The following is a 6,450-nucleotide window of genomic DNA, read 5'->3' on the forward strand; positions in this document are numbered from 1 at the left end:
CGCGTGCGGCGCAATAGGACGTTGCCCGCGAGGCGTACCGGCTGCGGCTCGCGGTAGAGGCCGAGTTCTTGCAGGATTTCTGTTTCCGGCCGCGCTTCACCGGCGAGGTTTCCGGTGAGCAGCACGTCAAGGCAGGGATGCAGATTCTCGATGCGTTTGCTGTCTTTGAACAGCAGCGCGCTGGCATCACGCACGGCGCTTTCGGTGATGCCGCGCTGCTCCTGTTCGCGGCACCAGTTGATGGTTTGGCAGGCGTCGTGCCAACGCCCGGCGTCTTCCGGCGCGGTTTGCCGCACTTTTTTCAGTTTTTCCCAGGCGCTGATGACCTCGTGCAGGACCGGGTAGTCTGCAAGGCAGACGGCAAGGGTGTCTTGCGCGCGGCAAATTTTGGCGGCGTGCGTTTCTTGGTGCAGCAGGCCCGCCAGTTTGTCGGCGTCGGCGAGTTCGATGCGGCTGATGAAACTTTGCGGTTCGTGGCGCGGGCGCTGCAGGGTAATCGCGCCGGCTGTTTGCGCTTCTGTCATGATGGCGTCGTAGGTTTCTTTGTCTTGTAGCCGGGGCAACTGGTGGTAGTCTGCCAACGCTTTGCCGGAAAGGGCGGCGCGGCGCGTCGTCGTGCCTGCCGCATATTTGTCGGCGGCGCGTAGCAGCCGCATCAACGCCTGATGTGCCAGTTCTTCTGCCGGGGACGTCATGGCGCACTGCCCTCGCCCGCTTGTCGGCTGATTTCGGCGGCGAGCAGTTCCGGGTGAAATTCGGGCAGGTCGGCGCGGAATTGGGCGCGGGTTTCGGCGCTAACGTCGTGGCCGTCGAGAACGATGCCGTTGGTTTCGGCGTCGCGCAGGATGTCGTAGTAGCGGTCAAGGAAGGCGGTGAGGATGCCGAGCGCGTCGCCGGTGCTGGCCATCAGGATTTGCAGGCCGAGTTCTTCAAAGTAGCGCATGGTGGCGACGATGTTGCCCGGGTCCATTTTGATGAAGGCTTCGTCGATGACGAGCAGGCGCTGGCCGCTGTTGTCGCCGCGCGTCAGGCGGCAGGCCGATGCCAATGCTGCGCCGGCGATGACGTAGAGCGGCGAGCGGCGTTCGCCGCCGGAGCCGGCGTCGATGCGTTTGCTCAGCCATTCGACGCGCCGGGTTTCGCCGCTCGCGCGGTCTTCGCGCAGGATTTCGATGTCGTAGTGGTAGAACTCGCGGTAGTCGTCGAGGGCGTTTTGTGCGGCACCCATGCCGGTGGCGGTTTTTTCGTTCATCAGTTCGTCAAAGACGGGCGGGGTGGCGCCCGCATCGCCAAAGAGGTCTTCGTCGGGGCCGTAGCGGGCGATGTCCTTGATGAATTTCAGCAGGGTCGCGGTTTCCGGCCGTTCTTGTGCGCGGAACTGGTAGCGTTCGTTGTTGGTAAACAGCGGGGCGAGGCGCAGCGCTTCGTTCAGGCGGTTCAAGGTGTGGCGCATCCATTCGATTTTTTCGTGCAGGGCGACGGCGACGTCGTTGCGGAAGGTGGTTTTCGCGGCGTTGAGCGCGCGCGTCATTTGTTCTTGGTATTGGTGCAGTTGGGTGTCTTCGAGGTCGCGGATGCGGCTCTGTAGCCAGGCGTGCGTGATGTGCCAGTCGTCGCGCCCGTCTGCTGGCGGGGTTTCGCGGTAGTGGAGGCTGAATGTCGCCAGTTTTTCCAGGGCGCGCGTGGCTTTTTGCTGGCTGTTGTCGCGGGCGCTCCGGCTACGGCGGGCGTAGTCGTCGTGGCGTTCGGGCAAGGGGATGTGCGGGCGGCGCTGTTCTTCTGCCGCAGCGGTATCGGCGTCGTAGTCGCTGTGGGCGCGTGCGGCAGTGGCTTTTTCTTGTTGTGCTGCGGCGGTTTCTGCCGCTTGTTCTGTTTCCGTGCGTTTTTGTTGCCAGATGGTTTCGGCGGCACCAACGGCTTGTGCTGCTGTGGCTTGTTGTTCGTACAGGGTTTTGAGTCGTGCGGCGGCGGCTTCTGCCGCGGCAGTCAGTTGTCGGTATTCGGCGGTGTCGAGCGCTTGCAGGCGTGCGCTTTGGCGGGTTTCGTCCTCTCTGTCGGCGGCGATTTGGGCGCAATGGTCGTGGATGTCGGCGATTTTGTCCGCGCTGTCGCCTGCGAATGGCGCGAGTTGGTTGTGCAGGGCTTTGAGCTGGTCGTAGTGGTGCTGGCAGGTGGCAACGGCTTGCGTTTGTGCGCGCACTTGCGCGGTGGCGGCAGCGCGGGTGTCGGCGGTGACCGGGCCGATTTTGTAGTCGGCGGGGTGGACGGTTTTTTTGCGCACGATTTCGCCGTCGGCCAGCAGCATTCCGTCGGTGGTCATGGCGTAGCGGTGGGCAAAGCATTCGTCCTCGCTGGCGGCACGGCGGTAGTCGCCCAGTTTGGCGCGCAGGTAGTGCACGGCAGCGGCGTTGTCGCCACGGATGAGTTCGGCAACGCTGCCCGGTGGCGGGCTGTCGCGCTGGCTGGTGTATTTGCTGGCACGGACGATTTTGCTGTTGTAGGCACGGCTTTTGCGGGCTATCTGGAAGGCGCGGCGTTCGTCGGCCGCACCAACCAGCAGTGCCTGGATGTTGGCCGCGCCGAGGTAGGCTTCGATGACGGGTTGCCAGTCCGTATTGTCAATGCGCACCAGGTCGCAGACGGGGAGCGCGTCAATGCCGTCGTCCGCCAGTTCGCGTTGCAGGTTGAGGACGTTGTCGGTGAGCGGCGCCTTGCCGAGGGCGGCGCGCGCCTCGGCGTCTTTGGCGGTATTCAGTGCTTTTTCGGCGCTGCTCAGGGCGTTTCCTGCCTGTTGCATGGCGCTGAAGAGCGTGTTGTGCAGGGTTTGTGCGGCACGCAATGCTTGTTGTACGGCGGCGGTGACGTTTTCGGCTTCCCATTGTTTGTCGTTGATGAGGCGGTACAGCGCCTGTTGTGCCGCGGTACTGGCGTTGTCGGCAAGCAGGTTGCCGGGGGCGCGGATGTCGAGGGCTTTGGCGATGGCACCAAGGTCGCGCGCGAGGCGGGTGCTGTCTTGTTGCAGGCGGGCGCGGGTGGCGGCGAGGGTGTTTTGCAGCAGGGCGCGGTCGCCATGCGAGGCGTGGTTGTCGCGTGCCGCCGCGCTGCGGTTGGCGGCGTCTTCGGCGGTTTTCCGTTCGGCGATGATAGTGTTGCGGTGTGTTTCCGCGGCGTGGTAGGCGGCGGCAGCGTCCTCAGCAGCGGCAACGGCGGCGCGGTGTGCCGCCTCCGCCTGTTGGCGGGCGGCGTCTTCGGCCAGCGCGTGCAGCGTGACGGCCTGTTGCTGGTAGCGCCGTGCGCGGGCGAAATCGCCTTCAATGTCGCGCGCTGCCGCCAGTTTGGTCTGCACTTCGCGTACCAGCGCTGCCATTTCTTGAAAGGTGTTGAGTAATTCGCGGAATTTGTGGATGTTGGTCGGTCGCGCTTCCAGCACCTGCCGCCGCACGATGTCATCCACGCTTTTGTCGAATTTCATGCGCAGGCCGAAGCGGAAGGCCTGGCGCCAGGCGGTGGCGTTCGGTACGCCGCCGCTGCCGCGTAGCTGGAACAGCAGCGCTTCGACGAAGCGTTTGGCGTTTTCGTGCACGAGCTCCGCGGACTCCACGCCGGGGGCGCGCTGCGCCAGCATCTGCCGGAAGGCGTGCCACGCTTTGGGGCGGGGTTTGTCGCCGCTGTGGTCGAGGTGGTCGGCCAGGGTGAGTTCGCCGGGGAAGATGTAGCGCCCCTGCACCACGGCGCGCGCCTGCGCGGCTTCGGCATGGATGTGGATGCCGGTGGAGAGGCGCTCTTGTGTCTGGCTGTCTTCCCAAATCAGGGTGATGTAGGTGTCGGCGCTGTCGCGTAGGCGCGCTTCGGCAGCGTGGCCGTATTGGCCGAGGCAATAGGCGCGGATGCTGCGGCTGTTGTGGTTGCTTTCGTCGGCTTGCGCGTTAAAGGCGACGCCGGCGTCGCCGCTGCCTTCGTTGCCGCCGAGCATGACGGTTTGTACGGCGTCCAGCAGAGAGGATTTGCCGCTGCCGTTCGCGCCGAAGATGCCGCAGCTCATGCCGATGTTGATGTCGAGGGTGTCGTAGAGGAAGTATTGTACCAGGCGGATTTTGCTCAGTTTTTTTATGCGTCTTCTCCTGCTGTCGGGTCGTCGTCATTGTTATCGTCCGCTGTTTCATCGGCAACCGCGCCCGCCTCGGCAAAGCGGGCGAGTTGTAGCAGCGCGGTCTCGCCCAGCACTTCGGCAATGCCGGGGCGGATGATGACGGCATAGGGCTGATGCAGCTCCGCTCCGGCATAGTCGCCGCCATCGTCCACCAGGCGCGCCAGTCCCCAGCGCTGCATCCAGCGCAGCAATTCTTGCAGTTTGCCGCCGCTTTCGAGTTCGCGCCCGGTGATTTGCTGGTATTTGACGGTGAGCGTCACCAGGTCGCAGGCGACTTCGCCGTGTTCGTCGTGGTGGCCACTGCGGGTTTCTTCGTCGAAGATGTGCCGCAATACCAGCGCGAGCAGGGTTTGTGCCACGGTCGCCGGGTGGCCGTGGCGGTGGCGCGGGATGGCGCAGGCGTAGCGCAGTTGGCGGTTGAGTTGCAGTTGGTAGCCGAACGGCGCCAGCGCCTGGCGGAATTTGTGCTCATAATCGCGGATGAGTGCGTAAGCGGCTTTGCTGCGCTGGTCTGCCGCGTACAGCACTTGTTCGCTGATGAGGCGGTCTGCGGCCTGCTCGAAATCCGCTTCTGTCTTTCCGTCGGCTGCCGCGACGGCGTCTGCCCAGAAACTCATGTGTGCTCCTCCGTGCTGTGGTGCCGGTTAGTCAGGGTGAAGGGGATGTGCGAGAGGGCAGGCGAGGGCATTTCCGCGTCGCCATCGCGGCGGAGGATGAATCCGCCGGGTAGCGGGCAGGGTGCGCCCGCGTGCGCGGTGGCGGCGGTGCAGAGCATTTGCAGGGCGCGTACCGCTTCGATGCTGTCGGTGGGCAGGTCGGCGCTGGTGATGCTTTCGCGCCCGGCAAGCTGCGCGCGGAGAAAGGCGGTGAGTTTCGGCCAGGACATGGCGCGGCGGTCGCGTGCCTGTAATACCAAGCGGGCATAGGCCGCCCGCTCCGGTGAAATCGTCCGCGTGCGCAGTGCATCCGGCGGTGTGTGCCGGGTTGGCTGACGCGGGCGGGCAAGGCGCTCGCCACTGATGGCCGCGCCGCAGGCAAACGGTGCGCGGCGGGTGGCCTTTTCGCCGTGTGTCTTGACCGCCGCCACTGCCGCACCAATCAATTGCCCCAGCGGCAGGGTGGCGCGTAGGCGGTAATCCAGATAGGCGAGTGCTTGCCGGTTGGCGCGGCGGATTTCATCGTCGAGGCGGTTGAGGTATTCGTCAATGCGCTGCAATTCTTCGATTTTCTGTATATCGCGCGCAAACAGCGCTTCGGCCCGCGCCGCATCGCCCGCTGCCTGTTTTTCCCGGTACCAGTGCAGCAGGCGTCCGCACAGTTCGCCCTGGCGGATGTGGCCGAGCAGGCGCAGGATTTCCTGCCGCCGTGCCAGCGGGTGTTCGCGCGTGCGCAGCTCCTTGTAATCGGCGATAAAAATGCGCTCGACGTAGTCATCGAAAAAGCGGCGGACAAATTCGCCCGTGACCGTAATATCACCGATTTCCCGCATCAAGTCGCGCACATGGGTGCTGGCGATGCGGATATGCTCCAGCAGCGCGCGCGATTGCCGTGCCGCTTCCTGCAGGGAGGCACCGTCGGCATCCCCGTCCAGCAGCAGCCGCAGATTCGCCTCGATGCTGCGGATTTTGCCGGAGACGAACTCCGGTCCGGTGTGGGCAAATTCGACAAGGCGGTTCATGAAATGGGCGACTTCTGGCGGCATCGTCACCATCTCGCGCACGCCGACACGCTCCACCTGCAGCCAGCCGCTGTCGCGCAGACGGCTGAATACCATGTAGGCGCGGTTGACAAGTGGCGTTTGCGGCGTCGCTTCGACCTCCTCCAGCACCCATTGCTGATGCTGAATTTCTGCGGCGATGTCATTGGTAATCTCGCGCAGCAAGAAGCCGTTGCCCGGCGGTAACGGCGCATCCGGGCCGAAGCGTTTGTCGTAGAGGGCGCAGAGCAGATGCCAGTATTGCCGACGGTTGGCGGACGCCAGCGGGGAAAATATCTGCTCCGGCAGGCGCTGAAAGAGGGAAGGGGCGTGTGGCGGCAGGCGGGTGGTCTCGGCAAACGGCATGGGGCGTTCCTTCAGGATGGCGGCAGAACAGGACTGAAAACATAGCACAAATGGTGACAGGCGGGGGCGGCAACCAGTCGGCTTTTGCCTGCCGGGGCGCGTTTACATACAGGATAGCGGGGAAGGTGTATGTAAACAGCGAACGGCTTCAGGCATTCAGGTATTTTTCGGGCGAGGCATCCGGCGGTTGTAGGGTGGGGCTTGCCCCACCGTTAAAGCCGCGTGTTCCGTCATGGTG

The 6,450-nt window shown here is 64.2% G+C and carries 4 protein-coding genes; all 4 read right to left on the reverse strand.

Features of this window, described 5'->3' with window-relative positions; genetic code table 11:
* A partial coding sequence (locus tag Q0349_RS03920) for a hypothetical protein (RefSeq protein WP_298079572.1) occupies nt 1–695 on the reverse strand: 695 nt, incomplete at its 3' end.
* Nucleotides 692–4,111, reverse strand: a complete 3,420-nt coding sequence (locus tag Q0349_RS03925) for an SbcC/MukB-like Walker B domain-containing protein (RefSeq protein WP_366916267.1) — start codon at nt 4,109–4,111, stop codon at nt 692–694. The genes Q0349_RS03925 and Q0349_RS03920, both read right to left, overlap by 4 nt.
* Nucleotides 4,108–4,767: a DUF4194 domain-containing protein gene (locus Q0349_RS03930; protein ID WP_298079573.1), complete on the reverse strand. Its 660-nt coding sequence runs from the start codon at nt 4,765–4,767 to the stop codon at nt 4,108–4,110. The genes Q0349_RS03925 and Q0349_RS03930 overlap by 4 nt, the downstream gene beginning before the upstream one ends.
* Nucleotides 4,764–6,212 carry a Wadjet anti-phage system protein JetA family protein gene (locus tag Q0349_RS03935; protein ID WP_298079574.1) on the reverse strand — a complete coding sequence of 483 codons (1,449 nt, stop codon included), beginning with the start codon at nt 6,210–6,212 and terminating at the stop codon, nt 4,764–4,766. Before Q0349_RS03935 ends, Q0349_RS03930 begins: the two co-directional genes overlap by 4 nt.
* Nucleotides 6,213–6,450: the final 238 nt, after the last annotated feature.

Origin of the sequence: uncultured Cardiobacterium sp. (assembly GCF_938028185.1) — a bacterium.
In the GTDB taxonomy this organism is placed as follows: Bacteria; Pseudomonadota; Gammaproteobacteria; order Cardiobacteriales; family Cardiobacteriaceae; genus Cardiobacterium.

Coding starts and splice junctions, on each gene's coding strand:
- Q0349_RS03930 (WP_298079573.1), bottom strand. CDS start 4,767: ATGAGTTTCTGGGCAGACGCCGTCGCGGCAGCCGACGGAAAGACAGAA.
- Q0349_RS03935 (WP_298079574.1), bottom strand. CDS start 6,212: ATGCCGTTTGCCGAGACCACCCGCCTGCCGCCACACGCCCCTTCCCTC.